At 68.4% G+C, this 18,393-nt stretch carries 15 protein-coding genes; 8 read left to right on the top strand and 7 right to left on the bottom strand.

What is annotated here, in order from left to right; translation table 11 throughout:
• Nucleotides 1-382: 382 nt before the first annotated feature.
• Nucleotides 383-748, top strand: a complete 366-nt coding sequence (locus ACYVDK_RS05690; RefSeq protein ID WP_460519357.1) for a DUF5997 family protein — start codon at nucleotides 383-385, stop codon at nucleotides 746-748.
• A 90-nt stretch (nucleotides 749-838) separates the two neighbouring features.
• Here the strand turns inward: ACYVDK_RS05690 and ACYVDK_RS05685 are convergent, their stop codons facing one another.
• Both ACYVDK_RS05685 and ACYVDK_RS05680 read right to left on the bottom strand, forming a co-directional pair.
• Nucleotides 839-3,937: a helix-turn-helix transcriptional regulator gene (locus ACYVDK_RS05685; protein ID WP_460519218.1), complete on the bottom strand. Its 3,099-nt coding sequence runs from the start codon at nucleotides 3,935-3,937 to the stop codon at nucleotides 839-841.
• Between the two features lie 58 nt (nucleotides 3,938-3,995).
• Nucleotides 3,996-4,205 carry a hypothetical protein gene (locus ACYVDK_RS05680; protein WP_460519215.1) on the bottom strand — a complete coding sequence of 70 codons (210 nt, stop codon included), beginning with the start codon at nucleotides 4,203-4,205 and terminating at the stop codon, nucleotides 3,996-3,998.
• Nucleotides 4,206-4,370: 165 nt separating this feature from the next.
• Here ACYVDK_RS05680 and ACYVDK_RS05675 point away from each other — a divergent pair, with 165 nt between their 5' ends.
• Nucleotides 4,371-4,646 carry an acylphosphatase gene (locus ACYVDK_RS05675; RefSeq protein ID WP_460519213.1) on the top strand — a complete coding sequence of 92 codons (276 nt, stop codon included), beginning with the start codon at nucleotides 4,371-4,373 and terminating at the stop codon, nucleotides 4,644-4,646.
• A 36-nt stretch (nucleotides 4,647-4,682) separates the two neighbouring features.
• Here the strand turns inward: ACYVDK_RS05675 and ACYVDK_RS05670 are convergent, their stop codons facing one another.
• Complete coding sequence (locus tag ACYVDK_RS05670) at nucleotides 4,683-5,987, bottom strand: M18 family aminopeptidase (RefSeq protein ID WP_460519211.1); 1,305 nt, start codon at nucleotides 5,985-5,987, stop codon at nucleotides 4,683-4,685.
• 111 nt (nucleotides 5,988-6,098) lie between these two features.
• Between ACYVDK_RS05670 and ACYVDK_RS05665 the strand changes: the two genes are divergently transcribed.
• The 4 genes from ACYVDK_RS05665 (at nucleotide 6,099) to ACYVDK_RS05650 (ending at nucleotide 9,538) form a co-directional block, all read left to right on the top strand.
• Entirely contained in the window at nucleotides 6,099-6,605 is a 507-nt protein-coding gene (locus ACYVDK_RS05665; protein ID WP_460519208.1) for a glutathione peroxidase, read from the top strand.
• 115 nt (nucleotides 6,606-6,720) lie between these two features.
• On the top strand, nucleotides 6,721-6,951 hold the full coding sequence (locus ACYVDK_RS05660) for a hypothetical protein (RefSeq protein WP_460519205.1): 231 nt from the start codon (nucleotides 6,721-6,723) through the stop codon (nucleotides 6,949-6,951).
• Between the two features lie 142 nt (nucleotides 6,952-7,093).
• On the top strand, nucleotides 7,094-9,199 hold the full coding sequence (locus ACYVDK_RS05655; protein WP_460519203.1) for a HelD family protein: 2,106 nt from the start codon (nucleotides 7,094-7,096) through the stop codon (nucleotides 9,197-9,199).
• Nucleotides 9,200-9,259: 60 nt separating this feature from the next.
• On the top strand, nucleotides 9,260-9,538 hold the full coding sequence (locus tag ACYVDK_RS05650) for a hypothetical protein (protein WP_460519200.1): 279 nt from the start codon (nucleotides 9,260-9,262) through the stop codon (nucleotides 9,536-9,538).
• A 33-nt stretch (nucleotides 9,539-9,571) separates the two neighbouring features.
• Here ACYVDK_RS05650 and ACYVDK_RS05645 read toward each other — a convergent pair whose 3' ends face one another.
• The gene (locus ACYVDK_RS05645) at nucleotides 9,572-10,510 is read right to left on the bottom strand and encodes an alpha/beta fold hydrolase (protein ID WP_460519197.1); all 939 of its coding nucleotides are present in this window, start codon (nucleotides 10,508-10,510) and stop codon (nucleotides 9,572-9,574) included.
• A gap of 68 nt (nucleotides 10,511-10,578) precedes the next feature.
• Between ACYVDK_RS05645 and ACYVDK_RS05640 the strand changes: the two genes are divergently transcribed.
• The gene (locus ACYVDK_RS05640; protein WP_460519194.1) at nucleotides 10,579-11,793 is read left to right on the top strand and encodes a M23 family metallopeptidase; all 1,215 of its coding nucleotides are present in this window, start codon (nucleotides 10,579-10,581) and stop codon (nucleotides 11,791-11,793) included.
• Here the strand turns inward: ACYVDK_RS05640 and ACYVDK_RS05635 are convergent.
• Nucleotides 11,777-15,403: a TM0106 family RecB-like putative nuclease gene (locus ACYVDK_RS05635; protein ID WP_460519192.1), complete on the bottom strand. Its 3,627-nt coding sequence runs from the start codon at nucleotides 15,401-15,403 to the stop codon at nucleotides 11,777-11,779. The genes ACYVDK_RS05640 and ACYVDK_RS05635 overlap by 17 nt on opposite strands.
• Before the next feature lie 9 nt (nucleotides 15,404-15,412).
• Nucleotides 15,413-16,135, bottom strand: a complete 723-nt coding sequence (locus ACYVDK_RS05630; protein ID WP_460519189.1) for a TetR/AcrR family transcriptional regulator — start codon at nucleotides 16,133-16,135, stop codon at nucleotides 15,413-15,415.
• 133 nt (nucleotides 16,136-16,268) lie between these two features.
• On the opposite strand from ACYVDK_RS05630, the gene ACYVDK_RS05625 reads away from it, so the two are divergent.
• Complete coding sequence (locus tag ACYVDK_RS05625) at nucleotides 16,269-17,279, top strand: hypothetical protein (protein ID WP_460519186.1); 1,011 nt, start codon at nucleotides 16,269-16,271, stop codon at nucleotides 17,277-17,279.
• A gap of 16 nt (nucleotides 17,280-17,295) precedes the next feature.
• Here the strand turns inward: ACYVDK_RS05625 and ACYVDK_RS05620 are convergent, their stop codons facing one another.
• Nucleotides 17,296-18,327 (bottom strand): aldo/keto reductase, encoded by a 1,032-nt coding sequence (locus ACYVDK_RS05620; RefSeq protein WP_460519183.1) that lies wholly within the window; start codon nucleotides 18,325-18,327, stop codon nucleotides 17,296-17,298.
• Between the last annotated feature and the right edge of the window lie 66 nt (nucleotides 18,328-18,393).

Below are 18,393 nucleotides of genomic sequence, written 5' to 3'. Positions count from 1 at the left end.
GCGGCGTGGTGAGCAGCCACCGGCCTCAGCGGCCGAGCGCACGTCGGGTGTGCCCCCGTTCGGCGGTCGCGGAATGCGGGTTCGGCGCACACACCCGCAATTCGCGACAGCGGAGCACCGCCCTCAGCACCCTCAGATGGCACACCCGCGGACGAGTCACGCGGAACCGCAAGTTCGCCTCTATCACGGCTACGCCGCTCACAGACTCAATCGGGCGGCTCCCGCGAGCAAGCTCGCGCGCCCCACCCTCAATCGCCTCTATCACGGCTACGCCGCTCACAGACTCAATCGGGCGGCTCCCGCGAGCAAGCTCGCGCGCCCCACCCTCAATCGCCTCTAACCTTGAGGGATGAGCGAGACGCTGCAGCCGGGCCCCGGCGCGATGAAGCCGGAGACGGCCGCCAAGAAGCTCGGCGTCTATCTGCCGGCCACGCCCGAGTCGTTCCGGGGCGGTGCGATCACTCGCGAGCAGTTCGCCGCACTGCAGTCGGCGCCACCTCAGTGGCTGGTCGATCTCCGCCGCGATGGACCGCATCCCCGCGAGGTGGTCGCCCGCAAACTCGGAGTATCCACGAGCGGGCTGGCCAGGGCCGACGCGACGGATGCCCTCACCACGGCCCAGATCCGTGACCTGCTCGCCGCTCCCCCGGAGTGGCTGGTGCGAGAGCGCGCGACGCAGGCTGCAGTACGTGCGGAGAACGTACGCACCAAGCAGCAGCGTGCGGATCGCATCGCCCGCAAACGCTGAGAAGCGGAACGGCCGTCGGGTTGCCGTTCGTGTCGTTGCCGTTCGTGCCCCGTCGTTCGTGCCGCAGACGAACCGACGCCGACCCGTCGGCTACGCGGTCACCGGCTCTCGGCCGGCGAGGTAGACGGCCTCAGTACGACTGGTCGCACCGAGCTTGCGCAGGATCGCCGAGACATGAACGCTGGCCGTCTTCGTGCTGATGTAGAGCCGTTCGCCGATCTGCTTGTTGCTGAGACCCTGGGCTATGAGGTCGAGTACCTGACGCTCACGGTCCGTGAGCCGCAGTGCCGGAAGGTCGACGACCGCATCGGAGGAACGTTCAGCACCTGAGTCGAGCCGCGCGCGCCTGGCGAACTCGTCGACCCAGCCCAGCAGCAGTCCCGACCCGAGGCGCTCCGCCGCCTGCCGCGACAGTTCGAGTTCGCGCTGCGCCTCCTCCCGGTGGGCCGCAGCGCGGTGCTGCGCCGTTCCGGCCAAGCCGCCCGAGGACGCCACGAGCGCCTGCGCTAGCCGAAACCGCGCATACGGCTCGAGATGCATGGGTGCGGTGGGCATCCGGGTCGCGTCGACGGCCGCGCGCCACGCCTCGGCATCCGTTCCCTCTGCGGCGAGTTCCGCCTCGAAGATCGGCGCCCACACGTCTGCGGTGGGCCAATCGCGCGCCGTCGCGAGAACCTCGCGCAGTCCCGACTCGGCAGTGCCGAGGTCGATGTGGTCGAGGATGCCCGCATCGGCACCGGATCGCAGCATCGCCAGCGTGCGTGCTGCGGCGACCAGCAGCGGAAGGTCGTATCCGCTCATCGTGCGATGGTCGCGCAGCAGCACGCTCACCGCGCGCCACGCGCGCTCCACGTCTCCGAGCGCCAGAGCCAGCTCCGCCTCGACGCGGGCGGATCCCAGCCGCGACTGCACCTCGATCTCTCCCTGTACGCCTATCATCGGCGCCCACGTACGCCACAACTCGTCGGCGGCTTGCAGGTCACCCGTCCAGGTGAGAAGCCACAGTTTCATGCGCTGAAGGTGCACGCGGAATCCCGGCGGCGGGTTCAGCGCGAGCGCGGGCTCCAGCAGCGAGAACGCTTCTTCCCAGCGTCCCAGTGCTGCCAGGGGCTCCACCGTGTTCGATGCCAGCATCACACCGCTCGTGCGCTGCACACCGAGCTGCCTGGCACGCTCCGCACCGGCGTTGCCGATCTGCACGGCTTCGGCGTATCGACCGATCAGGTGCATGACATCCGACAGGTTCACGCGGTACCGCAGCATGGCGCCGTCGCGGGTCGCCGCAAGCTCCCCGGCCCTCTCGAGATCGGCGAGTCCAGCCTCGATGCGACCGAGGCCGACTCGGGAAACACCACGGATGTTCAATGCCACGGATCGCCTCGACAACGACCCGGCCATCTCGGCCCGGGCCAGAGCCTTCGTTGCGACGGAGACCGCCTCGTCGAACCTCCCCTCGAGCATGAGGCGCCGCGCGAGTTCGCTGAGCACCGCGGACGCGGTGTCGGAGCAGGCATCCTCCCCCAACTCTGCGAGCGCGGCCTCGAGGAGCGGCGTCGAACCCGGACGGGACAGCGCATCGAGATATCTCGCCTTGTCGACGAGGAGGCCTGCGTGCTGCTCGGTATCGGCGGGATCGCACTCCGCCAGCGCTGCGTCAATCAGGGTCAGCGCCCGCTCGCTGTCGCCGGCGTCGCGCCAGGCGGCCGAACCGTCTTGCGTGAGGGCGGTGTGCGACATTCCCGCGATCGACTCGGCGTCGGGCACGCGCTCCCACAGTTCCAGTGCGCGCTCGGCCATGCGCGCCGCCCGCGCGAACGCGTACGACTGCCGAGCCTCCCGCATGGCCACGAGCGTGACGGGGAAGGCACGCACCGCGTCGTGCGCCTCCATGCGGTGCTGGGAGATCTCGTGAGCGACGAGGCGACCCGATGCGGCGAACGACTCGAGCGCATCAGCGTACGCGGTGTGATAGCGCACGCGCTCGCCCGGCAGCACCTCGCCCAGCACAGCGGTGCGCACGAGGGCATGGCGGAAGTCGTAGCAGGTGTCATCGATCAGGAGCACTCCGCCGTCGACGGCGGCCCGCACACCGGCATCCAACCGGGTGGGCGACTCCGGATAGACCAGGTCGAGCAGGTCGTGACGCACGCACGATCCCCCGACCGCCAGCAGGCGCAGAAGGCTCTGGGTGCTCTCGTCAAGACGCTCGTATCGTGCCAGCAAGAGCTCGCGCAGCGTCTCGGGAAGCGCACCGGCGATACCGCCCGCGCCGCCTTGGCCGGCTCCTGCGAGCTCCTCCACGAAGAACGGAACACCCTCGCTGCGCTCGAACAGGTCGTCGATCACCGCGTCGTCGATCACCGCGTCGCCGAACCCGTCAGCACCGAGTCGGTCAGCACCGAGTCGGTCAGCACCGAGCCCGTCAGCACCGAGCCCGTCAGCACCGAGCCCGTCGGTACGACCGGACGGTCCGCTGCGGGGAGCCGGGGCGGGGTCCCGGTGACGGGCGAGCGAGGAGATCGCGCGCACCTGCGCAGCGACCTGGTCGCGCGTCAGCCGTGACAGCTCCCAACGCGTGAGACGTCGTGATCGCTCGAGCTCCGGCAGCACAGGACGCAACGGATGCCCACGCACGACCTCGTCGCTGCGGTAGGTGACCACGATGAGGATGCCTGGACCCTCGAGCACGCTGACCAGGAACCGCAACAGTTCGATGGTCGAGCGATCGGCCCAGTGGATGTCTTCGATCACGAGCACGAGCCGCCGTTCGCGGGCGACGTTCTCGAAGAGCACCGTCACGAGTTCGTACAGGCGTTCCGTTCCGGCACGGGGCGGCATGCCGTCGGCGGATGCGAGTTCCGGCAGCACGACGGAGAGCACGGCGCGCGCGGGCCCGGCAGCCTCCAGCAGCGCCTCTACTCCGATCACGGCGGCGAGCTCTCGGATGATCGTGGCGAACGGCGCATACGGCGCGCTGTCTGTTCCGATGTCGACGCACTTGCCCGTCAGCACGAGCGCGTCGCCGACTTCGCCCCGGAACTCCGTGACCAGCCGCGTCTTTCCGATGCCGGCCTCGCCGCCGATGGCGACGGCTCGCGGCTCACGCGCGCTGCGTCGGAACTCAGCCCGCAGCGCGTCGAGATCGGCCTCTCGGCCGATCATCTCGGGGCTGCTGACGGGTGATCTCACGCCTCCCATGCTGCCACTGGCCACTGACAGACTCAGCCGCGGTCGCACGTGGGCTGCGTCACCGCGCCGCAAGGTGCCGAACGGGCGCCGCGCCGACCGCGCCATGACGGCGCGAACGTCGCGATCCGCGTGGGGAATCGCCGAGTTCGGCATCCGTCTCGGCCGCCCGGTCCGCCTCGATCTCCCGCTGCCTGCGCACCCGGTCGAGTTCGGCGTAGAGACGCTCACGGTCGGCGTTCACGGCGTTCATCAAGGCCTCGTTGTACATCGTCTTCGTCCTTCTCGTCGTTGTCTAAGACGATGCTCGCGACTAAGGTAGGCACCCCGAATCGGGCGGATGCCCTATCTTTCGAGGACGATCCGGCAACGGGTCTTAAGGCGATGCCGGATCAGCGCCAAGACGAGGTTTCGCCCGCATCGAAGGAGGCAGCGGATGCCCGACATCACCCGGGTGCACGTGGTGATCCACGGCCGCGTGCAAGGCGTCGGCTTCCGCTACTCCTGCGCCGAGATGGCCCGCGCATGCGGCCTCACCGGCTGGGTACGCAACCTGCCGGTCGCCGCTGTGGAAGCGGTGTTCGAAGGCGGTCGCGATGACGTCGATGCGGCGGTCGACTGGTGCAGGAGCGGCCCGGCGTGGGCATCGGTGTCGTCGGTCGACGTCACCGAGGAATCGCCCGAAGGCGACGCACGTTTCCAGATTCGGTGAGGCGGGGCGACTACGCGCCACCGGCGAGGCGGCCGACTACGCGCCGGCGAAGAACGCACCGAGTGCGCCGGCGAGCCATCGTGGATCGTCAACGTGGCACAGCTCACGGGCGGAGTGCATCGACAACAGGGGCACACCGACGTCCACGGTGCGGATGCCCAATCGCGTGGCCGTGAGCGGGCCGATGGTCGAGCCGCACGGCACCGAGTTGTTCGACACGAACTCCTGGTACGGAACCCCGGCCGCGGCGCACAGACGTGCCCACAGCGCCGCACCATGGGCATCCGTCGCGTACCGCTGATTGGCGTTGATCTTCAGCAGCGGGCCACCGCCGGCGATCGGGCGATTCACCGGATCGTGCTTCTCGGGATGGTTCGGGTGCACCGCGTGACCGGCATCCGCAGACACGCACCACGACGCCGCGTACGCGCGTGCCCGCTCGTCCTCGCCCGCGCCGAGCGACCGCGAGATGCGCGAGAGCACATCGTGCAGGATCGGCCCGCTCGCACCCGAGCGCGTCTCGGAGCCGAGCTCTTCGTGGTCGAACGCGACGAGCACGCTGATGTGCCCGGATGCCGGCTCGGCTCCATCGCCTGCAGCCTGCAGCAGCCCGTGCACCCCCGCGAACACCGAGCTGAGGTTGTCGAGTCTGGGTGAGGCGAACAGGCTGCCGTCCAGGCCGAACGTGCGCGGCGGCTGCGAGTCGATAGTGACGAGGTCGTAGCCGGCGATGTCGGATGCCTCGACACCGCTTCCCGCCACCACCTGAGCGAGAAGATCCTCGCTCAGCGGCTCGCCGACGCCCCACACCGGCTGGGTGCCCCGCTGCTTCTCGACCACGAGGCCGTCATTGTTGACGCCGCGGTCGAGGTGGATCGCCAGCTGCGGAATGCGCAGCATCGGACCTGAGCGCACCAGGTGCTCCACGCCGTCGGCAGTGACGACGCGGCCGGCGAGTTCGAGCTCGCGGTCCAGCCACGAGTTCAGCAGCGGACCGCCGTACACCTCGACGCCGGCCTGCAGCCATCCGGCAGCACCGGTCGTCGGCCTCGGCTTGAGCTTGAAGCCGGGCGAATCGGTGTGCGCCCCCACGATGCGGAACGGAGTCGTCGGATCGGCGTTTGCGGGTGCAGCCCACGCCACCACCGCGCCGTCGCGGACCAACACGCCGCGCTGCGCGGAACCACCCGCGGAGATTTCTGGAGCCGGCCAGGCATCCGTCTCCTCGACCCTCGCGAAGCCCACTGCCTCCAGGCGTCGAGCGACCTCCGCTGCTGCATGGTACGAGGAGGGAGATGCCTGAATGAAGGCGATGAAGTCGTCGATGTAGCCCGATGCCATGGGTTCATGCTGCCACGCGCGGTGGAGCGTGCCGAGCCGGCCGTGCGTACTACGCGTAGCGACAAGCGGCGTTTCGACCCCGAAGCGCGGCGGCGGATCTACGCTGCCACCATGACCGCCATTTCCGAGTCCGTCCGGGATCTTCCGCTAACCGCCATCGACGGCGTGCCCACATCGTTGCGCGCTTTCGACGGCAAAGCCCTGCTCGTCGTCAACGTCGCCTCCCGCTGCGGGTTGGCGCCGCAGTACGAGCAGCTCGAGGAGTTGCAGAAGACGTACGGCGACCGCGGATTCACCGTGCTCGGCTTCCCGAGCAACCAGTTCCTCCAGGAGCTCGGCAGCGAAGACGCCATCAAGGCGTACTGCTCCACCACGTGGGGCGTGACATTCCCGATGTTCGAGCGCGTGAAGGTGAACGGCAGGTCGGCGCATCCGCTCTATCAGGAGCTGAAGAAGACACCGGATGCCTCTGGCAAGGCCGGTCGGGTGCAGTGGAACTTCGAGAAGTTCCTGGTCGCGCCGGACGGTTCGGTGCAGCGCTTCCGGCCGCGTACCGTGCCGAACGCGCCCGAGGTGATCGCCGCGATCGAGACCGCGCTGCCTGCAGCGGCGGCATAGCGGCCGGAATCGGGCACCGTGCCCGGCCCCGCTGCGACCGAGCTTGCTCTGACCGGCCCCGACCTGATCGACCTCTCTGATCGACCTCTCTGGCAGACCTCGTAGGCTGTCAGCCGTGAAAGCGCTCCTTCCGGTCGGCATCGTGCTCGTCGTGCTCGGCATCGCGGCCGGCTTCGGGTACCAGATCGCGATCGCCGTTTCGACCGGGCTTCCGACCGGCGGGATCGGCTGGCTCCAGACCTCCGGCTTCGTGCTCGCCGCCATCGGCGCCATCATGATCGGCGTCTCGATCGGCAAGCGTCGTGCCGCCCGGCGTGCCGAGCGGGAGCGCTCGCCGCAAAGGTAAGCCCCTCGGCAATCGGTGCGGCCGAACACCGACTCCCGTGCCCGTACGCGCCTGCACGAGGCCACACTCTGCTCCGAAGATCAACGTTGTCTTTGCCGGATCGACTCCCCATAGTGGACGTCGGCCGAGGAAAGACGAGGGTATGAACGAGCAGACCGCCAGAGCAAGCCAGATCAAGCACGAGCAGGATTCACTGGATGCGACGTACCGGCGTCTCGACGCGGAAGTGAGCCTGAAGCTCTCCGCACGAGATCGGGCGTTGCGCTCGCCCATCGACGACCCAACCGACCGGTTCGCCAAGGATGCCGAGGTCGCGCAGCTGACGGACGACATCCGCCGGCTGCGCGCTGCGGAGCATTCCCTGTGTTTCGGCCGGATCGACGAGTTCGATCGCGGCCGGTCACTGCGCATCGGCCGGATCGGCCTGCGCACGGAGGCCGGAGAACTGCTGCTGATCGATTGGCGCGCCGAGGCCGCACGGCCGTTCTATTCGGCGACGATGGCGTCTCCAATGGGCGTGCGACGCCGCCGGCATCTGCGCCTGGACCGACGCGTCGTGGTGGATATCAGCGACGAGATCCTCGACGGCACCTCGCCGACGAGTGAGGACCTCGTCGGCGATGACCCGCTGATCTCCGCGCTGAGCACGGCACGAACGGGTCGGATGCACGAAGCCGCGGCCACGCTTCAGGCCGAGCAGGACGAGATCGTCCGGTCACCGTACCGCGGGGTGATGGTGGTCGACGGTGGGCCCGGCACGGGCAAGACGATCGTGGCTCTGCACCGTGCGGCATACGTGCTGTACGCCTTCCCTTCGATCGCCGACCGCGGTGTGCTCGTCTTCGGGCCGAACCGTCGATTCCTCGACTACATCTCCAACGTTCTGCCCTCGCTCGGCGAGAACGACGTGCGACTTTCGACCCAATCCGACGTCGTCGGGTCCGAAGCCCGGCGAGACGAGCCCGACTCGGTCGCACGCATCAAGGGGCGCGCGGTCCTCGCCGAGGGCCTTCTGCGCCGGGTGCAGCAGCACCAGCCTCATGGCGTGCCGCTCGAGTTCGAGACCGCGGATGGCGCGGTGGTGCTCGAGCCGACGGTGGTCGACGCTGCTCGGCGCCGGGCGCTGCAGGGTGAGGTGGGACACAACCGTGCCCGCGAGCGCTTCACCGAGTACATTGTCGACGAACTCGTAAACGAGTTGGAGCGCCGCACCACGAAAGATCTCTCCGACTTCGAGGAAGAACTGGAAGCGCTTCTGGGCGTCGATCTCGACCGGCTCACGTCCTTCGAACACCCAGACGAAGCACCAGGCGAAGCCGAGAGCACCGGTAGCGCGCTGGAGATCGACTGGGAGAGCATCCGAGACGACCTGCTCGGCGACCCTGCCATCGATCGCGCCATCTCGCGCGTGTGGCCTCGCCTCGATGCCGAGCACGTCGTCCGTGCCTTCCTGGCAGATCTGGACATGCTCGCAGCTCTCCTGCCCGATGCAGCCGAAACCGACCTCGCGCTTCTGAGCTGCGACGGCGAAGGCTGGAGCGACGGCGACCTCGCCCTCGTCGACGAAGCCCGCGCCATCGTCGACGGGCTCCCCGACACGATGTACGGGCATATCGTCGTCGACGAGGCTCAGCAGCTCACCGAGATGCAATGGCGGATGCTGATGCGACGCTCACCGGGCAGGTCCATGACGATCGTCGGCGACCTCGCACAATCGGGGCCCACGACGACCATCGGCACGTGGGCCCAGGCACTGAATCCGTTTGTCGGCGAACGTTTCGTGCACCACCGGCTCACGGTCAACTACCGCACCACCAGCGAGATCCTCAAGGCGAGCGAACCCCTGCTGGCCGTGATAGCCCCCGACCAGCAGCTCTCCCGATCCATCAGGCACGGCGAGGAGCCGAGCACCATCACAGTGAGCGAGGAGGCCGTCATCGCTCGCCTGAACGAACTGATCGACGCGATCGTGCAGGAGTACCCGGGCGAACTGATCGGTGTTGTCGCCTCGACCGAGCGTTCGCTCGCCCTCGTGGCAGAGACTCGGCTTGCCGAGGCCGTCGTCATCGCTGCGCCGGAAGCGCGCGGCCTGGAGTTCGACACCGTGATCATCGTCGACGCTGCCGGAGTCAGGGCCGCTGGCGACGCGGGACTACGCGACCTCTACGTCGCCCAGACCCGTGCGACGAAACGCCTCCTGATCGTTCAGCCCACGACCTCGCGGTCCGTCGGGTTGCGCGCTCGATGAGCGCGACTCCCCTTCCACCAGCGAGACGAACGCGCTGATTTCGGCCACGCCCTCAGGTCGATGCGACAGATGCTCGGTCAGCTGCGGCGAGTAGATGCCGTGAAAGCGCTCCTTCCGGTCGGCATCGCGCTCGTCGTGCTCGGCATCGCAGCAGGCTTCGGCTACCAGATCGCCACGGCCGTGAGCACCGGACTGCCGACCAACGGCGTCGGCTGGCTGCAGACCTCCGGCTTGGTACTCGCCGCCATCGTCGCCATCGGCGCCATCATGATCGGCGTCTCGATCGGCAGGCGGCGCGCGGCGCGGCGAGCCGCTAGGGAGCATTCGCAGCAGAGGTAGCGAGCCCGGCAAGCGATGGTGGGCGCAACGCGACTATCGGGATTGCGCGATCACCCTGCGGACGGCCGATGCGACGAGCGCAGGCTGCTCGACCGCGATACCGTGGCCGCTGTTCGTGTCGCTGATGTGCACTGCGTGAAGCGACGACGCCAATCGCCGCTGCGCCTCCAACCACGCCGGCCAGGTCGACGCGCCTGGCGTGACGCGGAGATCCCACGGGCGATCGGATGAGGGCACGGCGGCCGCGATGTGCGGCATCGCGCGGGCTGCCTGCAGCTCCGCGACGCTCGTGTCGTAGTCCGGTGATTCGAGGTTCGGCGCCGCAGCGTGGGCCGCGGCGATGGTCGTCATCCAGCCGGTCCATTGCCGTGCCGTGAGGGCATTCTTCAGATACGCGGATGCCGCATCCACCAGCACGATGCCGCGGATCTCGTTCGGGCGGGCTCGGGCGAACAGCTGCGCGATCATGCCGCCCCACGAGGCGCCGACCAGGACAAAAGGGCCTGGTTGGTGCGCGGCGCGCAGCAGCGCGTCGAGATCCGCCACGCCCTGTGCAGCCGTCGTCGGCTGCGGCACGAGCGTCGAGGGAGCGATCGCGTCGGACAATAGGGTCGTTCCGGGCCGGTCGTATGCGCAGACGCGGCCGGTGCGGGCGAGCGTGTCGAACACCGATCGGCTGCTGGGCGCAGGCGGAGCGGCCGGGTCCGTTTTCGCGGCGACGCTCATCCATTCGTCGGCGGCGCCGCCGGTGCCCGAGGTCAAGACGACGACAGGGGATCCGGTGCCTCGGCAGTTCAGGTGCAGCTGCCGGCCAGCGTCGATGTCGATCAGGCGGTCGACGGTCGGGCTGGATGCGGCAGTTGTCGTAGCGGATGACGCGGGCGGGACGGATGCGCAGGCTGCGAGCAGCAACACCGCGCACGTCGCGGCGAACGCCGCGAACGCCGGCCGCGTCGACGCCGGGAAGGACATGTGAACAATCCTCGGTTCATGCTGGCGGTTCCGCCAACGTAGACCGCCTTCGAAGAGAGAATGAGCGCATGCGCAGTCGACGGCGATCGGTCATCCTGGCGGCGGTGGCGGCCGCCGCATTGGCCACTGCGGGCTGCACCGCTGTCGCCGCCGGTCCATCGTCGTCGGCGTCGTCCCCGAGCACCTCGCTCAGCGGAAAGCCCACACCGACGAACGGGGTGAGCGCGCTTCTGGTGCAGCCTGTGCAACCCGCTCAGGTCGTCCCGGCCAGCGATGGCAGGAACCACGTGGAGTACGACCTTCTGGTCGTCAACGCGTTCGGCGAGCCGGTCACACTGACCGACGTGATCGTCAGCGGTCCCGAGGGCAACCGCCTCCTCACCGTTACGGGACGATCGCTGGCCGCGGCGACCCAATCGCTCTACACTCACGCAGCGTCCCCGGTCGTCGCCGCATCGGCCGCGGTGATCGTCGAGGTCGATCTGGCGCTGCCGTCCGGTGCCGCGGTGCCCGCCCGTGTGTCCAACCGCATCGACTACAGCCTGCCGGCGGCGCCGGATGCGATGATCGTCGACGACACGACGGTGCAGGGCCCGACGGTCGACGTCGACCGTACCCACGCGGTCCGGATCGAGTCCCCGCTCGCTGGGAAGGGGTGGCTGGCCACGAGCGCCTGCTGCTCGCCGAACGTGCACCGCGACCTCCGGCTCTCGGCAGGCGGGCTGCAGCTCACGACGTCGGAGACCTTCGCCGTCGACTGGGCCCTGGCGAGAGGCGACCGCATCTACGACGGGGCCGGCAGCACCAACGAGCAGTTCTACGGCTTCGGCGCTCCCGTGCTCGCTGTCGCGGACGGCACGGTCGTCGCGACCCAGGACGGCATCGCGGAGTCCGTGCCTTTCACCTCCTCGGCACCGGAGACCAAAGAGGGGTTCGGCGGAAACAGCATCATGCTCAAGGTCGGCAACGGCGTGTACGCCTTCTATGGGCACCTGCAGACCGGAAGCATCGCGGTGCACGTCGGCGAGAAGGTGAAGGCCGGGCAGGTGCTCGGCAAGCTCGGCAACACCGGCCCCTCACAGGGACCGCATCTGCACTTCGGTCTGCTCGACAGTACGGACGCGTTCACCGGAACAAGTCTGCCGTTCGTCATCACGAAGGCGACGCTGACCGGAACCGTCGACTTCGCCTCCTCCGCCGGGGACACGCTCGCCATCTCACCCGAATCGCGCGCGCTGAAGAACGTGTATCCGCTCTACGGCACGATCATGGACTTCCGCTGACGCTCCCCTCGGTCAGCGTGATGAACGCGCTCAGCTCGGCCACTCCTTCCGGCCGGTGCGGCAGATGCTCGGTGAGGAGCGGCGAGTAGATCAGGTACGCCGCCCATTTCGCCCGCGAGATGGCGACGTTAAGCCGATTCTTCATGATCAGGAATCCGAGGCCGCGCGGCGCGTACTCCGCTGAGGAGGCCGCCAGCGACACGATCGCGACGACGGCTTCGCGACCCTGGAACTTGTCGACTGTGCCGACCCGCACGGCGGCGTGCCCGGCATTCGTCAGCGCGGCGTGTACGAGCGCAAGCTGAGCGTTGTACGGCGTGACGACGATGACGTCCTCTTCAGCCAACCGTCGTTCGCCGTGCTCGTCGCGCCACACACGGCCGAGCACGTGATCGACGAGTTCGACGACGCGCGCCGCCTCGGCCGCAGACTCCGTCGAATCGCCTTCGTGCAGCATCGGTTGCGAATGCAGTCCCGGCTCGACGCCCTCGAGCCGGCGCGAGCCCGACTCCGGATGCGCACGCAGCCGGCCCTCGTACGACAGCGACGACACCCGTGCGGCGAGCGCCGGATGCATGCGCCTGGTCTGCGGCAGGAAGAACCCGAGTTCGGCGGGCAGCACGTCGTGCCCGTCGCTGATCCAGCCGAGCGCCGACTGGTCGACGGGTTCGGGATGCAGCCCCTGGCTCACCTGCGGCAGTTGCTGCGGATCGCCGAGAAGAAGCAGGTTGCGTGCTCCGACTGCGGATGCCGCGGTGGAAGCGAGTGAGAATTGCCCGGCCTCGTCGACGACGAGAAGATCGAGGCTCCGTGCCGGTATCCGTGCCGGATTGCTGAAATCCCACGCCGTACCGCCCACCACGAACCCGGTGTCCGCGTGATCGAGTGCGAACTGCAGCTGACCGTCCTTCGGCAGGATGGTGAACGGACGCTCGGCATCCGACGCCGCGCCACGCTGGCCGCCCTGCGGCACCTTTCCCACCAGCCCGACGTCGAGCCCGGCGGTGGTCACGACGGACGCGAGCAGGTTCTCGACGACCGAGTGCGACTGCGCGACGACGCCGATCTTCCACCGGTGGTCACGCACGAGCGACGCGATGACGTGCGCTCCCAGGTAGGTCTTGCCTGTTCCCGGAGGGCCTTGAACGGCCAGAAACGAGTCGTCGAGGTCGGCAACGGTCTTCGTCACCCAGGCGATCAGTGTGTCGTCGGATGCCTGGCCCACGCGCTCCGCGACGGTTGCTCCCCGAGTGCGCGGCGCGATCCTTCGCATCAGGTCCGTCACCGGGTCCCTGGGCCATGCGGGCTGCGCGTCGATGATGGACCGGCACCACGACTCGATCGCCGGCACCTGCGTACCGGCGCGAGGTGGCGCTCCAGGTGTGACGGCACTCGGCAGGTCGGGGTACGGGGGCACATCGTCGGCCCTTGTCTCGTCGACGAGCACCCAGTCATCGCCGGCCTCCTGCAGGCGAACGCCCCTCGCGCTGCGCGCTCCGGGATCGCCGCTGGTGGCCTTGAACGGGCCCGGATATTCGTACAGCAAGTAGGCGTCACCGCCGGCCTTTGCCGTGCTCCCCGGCGCAAACTGGCCGGTGAGGCGCAGCACCCTGTGGTCGACGCGCTGGCCCTCTTCGCGATGCCAGTCGCGCTCGACGTTCGCCCGTTCTACGAGGAACACGTCTCTTGTGTTCGCCCACGCCTCGATCGGGTCGACGAGCCGGGCGAAGTGCGACCACCAGAAGCTCTTCTGTTCGCGCCGGTGGTAGTCGAGCGTTGCGGCGGCGAACGCGGCGGCGGTCTCGTCAGCGCTGCGCTCGCGCGTGGCATCAGCCCCTGACGCGTGCGGCACGACGGCCTCGCCGGCAAGCACGAGCAGGTCGTTGCGCAGCGTGGATGGCTCGAGCTCAGGCGCCCGCCCGTCGGGGGCCGGCAGACCGACCGGGATTCCGGCGTCCGCGGCGCGCTCCAGCAGCCAGTCCCGCAGACGCAACGTGGAAAGGCAGTCGTAGCGGTTGTACGCAGCGATCTCATCGAGCCGTCGCTGTCCCTCTTCGACCTCGCCCGCGAGCATCAGCGCGCGCGCGGTGGCGTACTCCTCGATGGAGGTGCCGGCATCCTGCACCTCGCCTGAACGCAGTTCGTCACCCATGTACAACGGCTCGAGCTTCTTGATCGAGTACGATCGCGATCCCACCCGTACCGACTTGCGCACCATCGGATACAGGTCTACGAGCACGTTGTCGCGCAACAGGTGGTCGACTGCGTCCTCGCCGACGCCATGCCGTGCCGCCAACTGCAGCAGGTGCGTGCGCTCGTACGACGCATAGTGGTAGATGTGCATGCCGGGATGCTCCGCCCTGCGTCGCTGCACATCGCTCAGGAACGCGATCAGCGCCTCGCGTTCCTCGGCGAACGTGTGCGCCCAGAACGGATGGAACTCTCCGTCGGTCTGCAGCACTCCGAAGAGGTAGTCGATCCCCCACTGCTCTGTACCTCCGGAACGCGTGGAGCCCGCGTTCGTGCCGTTGACACCCTCGGTGTACAGCGGATCGCCCTCGAAATCGAAGAAGATGTCGCCAGGGTCCGGCTCGGGCAGCGCAGCAAGCGCAGCGGGCTTGTAGACGATGAACGGGGGCGGTCCCCCGGCCCGCGCAGCCAGCTGCAGCTTCGCCTGCTCCCGCGCGGCTGCCACGGCCGTAGGTGCGACGCGCTCGACCTCGACGTCGTCGGCAAGCGCCGCCAGTTCGTCGATGGTACGGATGCCCGCCGCCACGAATCGCGGACGCTGCGTCACGCGCACACCTGCCACGAGCAGAACGTCTCGGTTCGCCTCCACCTCGGCCGCACATGTGTCGCACCTGCCGCAGGCGGCGAACCGTTCGTCGCCCCAGTGCACCGCCTGCCCGTCGGCGAGGTGCTGCCGCACGATGTCGTGCAGCCGCGCGATGCGCTTGCGATACACGGGCAGGACGTCCGCGAGCCTGTGGGTGCTCACGCTCCCGTCGCCGAGCAGCAGCCGCACCTCATCGGAAGGCTCGACGCCGACCCGGCGCAACTGCAGCGCGTACGCCGCCACCTGCAGCAGCGCGGTCACCTTGGCCCGGCGAGCGAGCTTCGTGTCTTCGACCGTGTACCGGCCGTCGGGCTCGCGCACGATGAAATCCGCGTATCCGACGAACGCGATCGGGATGCCACCGGCGGTCTTCTCGCCATCGCCCCTCTGGCCGTCCGGGCCATCCTCATCACCGCCCGCCTCGAAGAAGACCGCCTGATAGACGACGGGTGCACCGGCACGGAACGCTTCCGCGGTCGCGCGGGCGGCGGCGGTCAGGCCGTCGGCATCCGGGTGCTCCGGCCGGTCGAAGACCGCAACCGCCTCGCCGAAGCGCTGAAGGTACCTGTCGAGAACGCGATGCTCGTGCTCGTCGCCGAGACGTGACGTGCGCTCCAGCATCGCGTCCAACGGCCGCTGGACGACCGGGCCCCAGCCGAGCTTGCCGTCGAGTCTGCGCAGAAAATCGAACTCGCAGGTCGACGCAGTGCTGAGGTCGCTGGGACTCAGCACCACGGTGCTATCGCCGGATGCGGGACCGCCGAGCAGGAACATGCGGCAACGTTAGCGCCGACCGCCGACACGCGACCGACTCGAGCGCGATGGCGCGGAACCACGCACGTCCGGCTCGGTTTCGCTCCCCGGTCGCTCGCTCGTGCGCCCTGCCGCAGCCTCCAAGGCCGGTGCCAGCGGAGACAATGCGGCCCTCATCCGATCCGGCAGCGAACCAGCCGGCACGACGAAATCCCTGGTGGAGAGCGGGACGGGGACTGACGTCAACCAGTCATCGAGAGCGACCCGTGCGGCCGCGCCGATGCTCGCGGCGAGTACGCGCGCGGACAGCGGGTCCATGCCATCCGTTCGCTCGATGAGTGCGTGCGCCAGAGGATGCTCGCTCATGGCGACGCTGTCCGCATACGACGCCCGGAGAGCGGGACTGGTCGTGACCATCAACAGCACATCCCGCGCGTGCCGGCCGGTGTCGGCGTACTGGTCGACGATCGCACTGATCACTGCCTCGGAAAGGCTGACCCCCTCGGGTTGATCGAGGATGGCTTCGACGGTGCGCCGTTCGCGCTCGGCCGTGACCGCGGCGACGATCGCCTGCTCCCGGCTCGAGAAGTAGTTGTTGTACGTTCGCCGCGACACGCCGGCCGCTTCGGCGATGTCGTCGACGCGAACGTTCTCCGGTCCTCGTTCCAGAGCGAGACGCAAGGCCGCCTCCTGCAGTGCCGCTCGCGTGTTCCGCTTCTTCTGCTCACGCAGTCCGACGTCGCGCAGGGTCACATCGTCAGTGTTGCAGTCCGTGTGCACGTCGGCAAACTTGCGCATACGCAAATTTGCGTGCACGCACTTTCATGCCTAGAGTTCCCCCGTCGCACTCGATCGAAAGGAGCATCAGCCGATGCGGGGAAAGGGCATGACATACGACACGGGCTTCGTCCGTAACGGCAGCAACTCGCTGGAGCGCTTCGACCCGTTGCGTGTCGAAGAGGAGCTGGCCATCATCCACAACGATCTGAACTGCAACGCGGTTCACATCATCGGCGGCGACCCCGAGCGCTTGGAGATCGCCGCCCGATTCGCTGCCGAACTCGGGATGGAGATCTGGCTCTCCCCGTATCCGCTGGAGCAGACGACGGACCAGATGCTCACCCTGTTCGCCGACTGCGCGCGCAGAGCAGAGCGGCTCCGCACGGAAGGCGCAGCGATCGTCTTCGTCGCCGGCGTCGAACTGAGCGTCATGAATCGCGGATTCATCGACGGAGACAATGTCGATGAACGGCTTCGCAACCTGCTGGCCACGCCAGAAGGGCGAGAAGAGCGCCTCGTCGAAGTCAGCGGGCGGCTCAACTCCTTCCTCGCCGATGCCGTGACGAACATCCGGAAGAGTTATCGGGGACCGGTCACCTACGCCGCCATCCAGTTCGAAGCCGTCGACTGGAATCTGTTCGACATCGTGACGGTCGAGCTCATCCGCTCCGCGGCGGTCGCCGACATCTTCCGCTCGGGTGTGCGCGCCCTCGTGGCACAGCACCCGAAGCCGGTCGCCATCACCGGATTCGGCACCGCGACCTGGCGTGGTGCCGGCGACATGGCACCACGGAGCATGGAGGTCATCGAGAACGACGCGACCGGCGCACCCGTACGTCTGAACGTCGCGCTCGAGCGCGACGAGGCAGGTCAGGCGAGTTATCTCGGAGAACTGCTCGAGATCTTCGACAGCGAAGGAGTGGACAGCGCCTTCGTATTCCTCTTCGCGCTCGACAACCTGCCGCACCGACCAGAGGGCGATCCCCGAGACGATCTGGATCTTGCCAGCCTGGGCATCGTCAAAGTCCTCGAAGCGCGCAACGGAACCACCTACCCGAACATGCCGTGGGAGCCGAAAGCCGCATTCGCCACCGTCGCCGAGTTCTTCGCACGTTGAGGCTCCGGCGTCGCCTCTACCGCCCGCCGTCGATGCGGCGGTGCCGCTGGCGCCCGCCCGGCACGCCGTACGGGTAGTCCTCCACGCGCGGGGCGCTGGCCTCGTCGAGTGCGGCGAGCTGCGCATCCGTCAGTTCGACATCGCTCGCGCCGAGATTGTCACGCAGCTGCTCGACCGTGCGTGCTCCCAGAATCACGCTTGTCACCGCCGGCTGCGCGAGCAGCCACGCCAGCGACACCTGCGATCGGGATGCGCCGCGCAGGTCGGCGAGCTCCTGCACGACCTCGAGGATGCGCCAGGTGCGCGGGTCGTCGTTGCGCGCCTGCCACGCCTCCATCCCCCGTGCGGGATCCTCGCCGAGCCGCGTCGCTCCGGAGGGCGCGACGTCGCGCCGGTATTTGCCGCTCAGCCATCCACCGCCGAGAGGCGACCACGGAAGCAGTCCGACTCCGGCATCGAGCGCAGCCGGCACGATCTCGTGCTCGATGCCGCGAACGATGAGGTTGTACTGCGGCTGCAGCGTGACCGGTTCGGCCCAACCGTTGGCCCGCGCCACGTGCACGGCCTTCGTGAGCTGCCAGCCGGTGAAGTTCGAGAAGCCGTAGTACAGGATCTTGCCCGCCGCGATCGCGTCGTTCAGGAGCCGGAGGGTCTCGTCGATCGGAGTCAGTGAATCCCATGCGTGCAGCTGGTACAGGTCGATGGTCTCGACGCCGAGCCGCTTCAGCGAGGCGTCGAGCGCACGTGAGAGGTGGCGGCGCGAGAGCCCGAGGTCATTGGCGCCTTCGCCCGTCGGGAAGCGGCCCTTCGTGGCGATCACCAGCTGCTCGGCGTCCGTGGGATGCGCTGCCAGCCAGCTGCCGACGATCTGCTCGGAGACGCCGTGGGTGTAGACATCCGCGGTGTCGATGAAGTTGCCGCCGGCTCCGACATAGGCGTCGAGTATGGCGTGGGATGCCTCCTCACTCGCCTCGTGACCGAACGTCATGGTGCCGAGGGCGAGGTCGGTGACGGCCGTTCCGCTGCGGCCGAGGGTGCGATAGCGCATGGCCCTCCTTGGATCGTGAGGAATGGGATCCTCTCAGTGGGAGTCGGTGCCGGTCATCTTCGCACG

The organism is Humibacter antri, assembly GCF_054777235.1.
This window is presented reverse-complemented; position numbering and strand designations above follow the sequence as displayed.

What these genes read in the sequence shown, in the direction of transcription:
- ACYVDK_RS05690 (WP_460519357.1), top strand. Translation starts at nt 383, where the DNA reads ATGAAGCCGGAGACGGCCGCCAAGAAGCTCGGCGTCTATCTGCCGGCC.
- ACYVDK_RS05680 (WP_460519215.1), bottom strand. Translation starts at nt 4,205, where the DNA reads ATGTACAACGAGGCCTTGATGAACGCCGTGAACGCCGACCGTGAGCGT.
- ACYVDK_RS05675 (WP_460519213.1), top strand. Translation starts at nt 4,371, where the DNA reads ATGCCCGACATCACCCGGGTGCACGTGGTGATCCACGGCCGCGTGCAA.
- ACYVDK_RS05670 (WP_460519211.1), bottom strand. Translation starts at nt 5,987, where the DNA reads ATGGCATCGGGCTACATCGACGACTTCATCGCCTTCATTCAGGCATCT.
- ACYVDK_RS05665 (WP_460519208.1), top strand. Translation starts at nt 6,099, where the DNA reads ATGACCGCCATTTCCGAGTCCGTCCGGGATCTTCCGCTAACCGCCATC.
- ACYVDK_RS05655 (WP_460519203.1), top strand. Translation starts at nt 7,094, where the DNA reads ATGAACGAGCAGACCGCCAGAGCAAGCCAGATCAAGCACGAGCAGGAT.
- ACYVDK_RS05650 (WP_460519200.1), top strand. Translation starts at nt 9,260, where the DNA reads ATGCGACAGATGCTCGGTCAGCTGCGGCGAGTAGATGCCGTGAAAGCG.
- ACYVDK_RS05645 (WP_460519197.1), bottom strand. Translation starts at nt 10,510, where the DNA reads ATGTCCTTCCCGGCGTCGACGCGGCCGGCGTTCGCGGCGTTCGCCGCG.
- ACYVDK_RS05640 (WP_460519194.1), top strand. Translation starts at nt 10,579, where the DNA reads ATGCGCAGTCGACGGCGATCGGTCATCCTGGCGGCGGTGGCGGCCGCC.
- ACYVDK_RS05635 (WP_460519192.1), bottom strand. Translation starts at nt 15,403, where the DNA reads ATGTTCCTGCTCGGCGGTCCCGCATCCGGCGATAGCACCGTGGTGCTG.
- ACYVDK_RS05625 (WP_460519186.1), top strand. Translation starts at nt 16,269, where the DNA reads ATGACATACGACACGGGCTTCGTCCGTAACGGCAGCAACTCGCTGGAG.
- ACYVDK_RS05620 (WP_460519183.1), bottom strand. Translation starts at nt 18,327, where the DNA reads ATGCGCTATCGCACCCTCGGCCGCAGCGGAACGGCCGTCACCGACCTC.